Source organism: Nitrosophilus sp. (assembly GCF_982775275.1).
The window spans coordinates 9603-11797 of record NZ_CEXZHP010000018.1 but is presented as its reverse complement, the minus strand read 5'-3'; the positions used below and the strand labels follow the sequence as shown (position 1 = coordinate 11797).

Below are 2195 nucleotides of genomic sequence, written 5' to 3'. Positions count from 1 at the left end.
TTTTAGTATTTTACTAAATAGTTTATAAAAATCTTGTTATATTTGGATATTAGAGATTGGGAATTGGGAATTGGGAATTTGGAATTTGGTAAATGGGAATTAGGAATTTGGAATTGGTAAATTTCATTCCTATTTTCCCACTTTCTAACTTTTTCACTTTCTCACTTTCTCGCCACTCAACCACTCAACTACTCAACTACTTAACTACTTAACTATTTTAACCAAATTGGACATTGGTAAATGGGAATTTGGAATTGGGAATTGGGAATTAAATCCCACCTTACCTCCTTACCACCTTACCACCTTACCACCTTACCTCCTTATCACCTTACCTCCTTACCACCTAACTTCCTTCTCCCTTCTACCTTCAACCTTTTATCTAACCACCCAACTACCCAACCACCAACTATTTTAACTACTTAACCATTTTAACCAAACTAATAAATAACCCAAAAATATTTTGGATGAGATAAATCGGCATAGGGTTTTACAACCGCTACTTTAAAACTTCCTCTTTCTTTAACCTTTATCACTTTTCCTACTTTTATGCCGTAAAAAAAAATTTTATCCATTCCGCTGGTTACAACCTCATCACCCACTTTTATCATTTTATGCATCGGAATAAATTTTACGACCATTGTTCCGTTTTTTTTCCCAATGGCGATACCGGGAGCTCTAACATCACCAACTTCAACGGCATATGTGCATTTTTCGTTATTATTTAAAAGAGCGATCGGCTTTTTGTTTTTTTGTGTGATTATTCCTGCAGCAAAATCATCTTTGACCAAACCGTATATTTTTGATTGATTAAAATCCTTAAAATCGACCCACATTGAAGAAAAATCGCCAAGTTTAGTATAAGAAATAGCTCTTATTATCTTTACATCCTGAAAAAACATTATATTTAAGTTACATTGCTGAAGTAAAGAGTTTAACTCATTTTCAATCGATTTATATTTTAATTTGTATTTTTGAAGCTCTCTTTTTTGTAAAGATAATTTTTGAATAGTTTCTTGCTGGTTTAAATGTTCAATTATCAATTCTTCCAAATATTGAAGGCTATTTTGATATTTTATTTTTAAAAAGTTAGAAAAATCAAGAACTCTTTTTTGGAAAAAATCAAATTTAAAACTTCCAAAAAAGAGTAAAAAAAGTAAAATTAATATTAAATATCTTTTATTCATTTGTCAGTTGCTGAAGCAATTCAATCTCTTCCAAGGCTTTTCCTGTGCCTTTAGCAACGGCTAAAAGAGGTTCATCGCTTATAAATACCGGCAGTTTAACTGCATCAGATAGATATCTATCAAGGTTTCTAATCAATGCTCCTCCTCCGGTTAAAACGATACCGTTTTCAACAATATCACCTGCAAGCTCAGGTGGCATCTGCTCTAATATCTCTTTTAAAGCATCCGCTATCTCTTTCAAAGGTGCTCTCATGGCTTCATATACATCATCGCTTGTAATTTCGATCGAGGCAAGCATACCGGTTAATTGATCTCTACCGTTAACTATCATCTTTAAAGGTTCTTTTAACGGAAGAGCTGTTCCGATATTTATCTTAACCTCTTCGGCCACCCTATCACCGATTAGTAGATTATATTTTTTCTTGATATAGTCCGCTATTGCTCTATCTATCTTATCTCCAGCCGTTCTTACCGATTTGCAAATTACGAGTCCACCTAAACTTATAACTCCAATTTCTGTAGTTCCCCCTCCGATATCTACAACCAAATTACCGTGTGGTTCTTTTACCGGAAGACCTGCTCCAATAGCCGCTGCCATAGGCTCTTCTATCAAAAATACCTCTCTAGCTCCCGCACTGAGAGCCGATTCTCTAACAGCTTTTCTTTCAACCTGAGTTAACCCATAAGGAACGCATATAATTACCCTGGGTCTTAAAAAAGCTTTCCTGCTGTGAGCTTTCTCAATAAAATATCTAATCATTTTTTCGGTCATATCAAAATCTGCTATAACTCCATCTTTCATAGGTCTAACTGCTCTAATATCCCCTGGAGTCTTACCCACCATCTCTTTAGCCTCTTTTCCAACAGCCAATATTTTCTCTCTTCCGTATCTATCTTTTTGAACAGCTACAACGGAAGGTTCGTTTATTATAACCCCTTGACCTTTTACCAATACCAAAGTATTTGCCGTTCCAAGGTCGATTCCCATATCGTTTGAAAAGAAACCGATAA

The 2195-nt window shown here is 34.9% G+C and carries 2 protein-coding genes; both read right to left on the bottom strand.

The window, feature by feature from the left end; genetic code table 11:
• Nucleotides 1–437: 437 nt before the first annotated feature.
• A complete protein-coding gene (gene mreC / locus AC30RD_RS01985; protein WP_489492487.1) occupies nt 438–1184 on the bottom strand; it encodes a rod shape-determining protein MreC in 747 nt (248 codons plus the stop codon).
• Nucleotides 1177–2193, bottom strand: coding sequence for a rod shape-determining protein (locus AC30RD_RS01980; protein WP_489492486.1), 1017 nt, complete (start codon nt 2191–2193; stop codon nt 1177–1179). Before AC30RD_RS01980 ends, mreC begins: the two co-directional genes overlap by 8 nt.
• Nucleotides 2194–2195 lie beyond the last annotated feature (2 nt).

Coding starts and splice junctions, on each gene's coding strand:
- mreC (WP_489492487.1), bottom strand. CDS start 1,184: ATGAATAAAAGATATTTAATATTAATTTTACTTTTTTTACTCTTTTTT.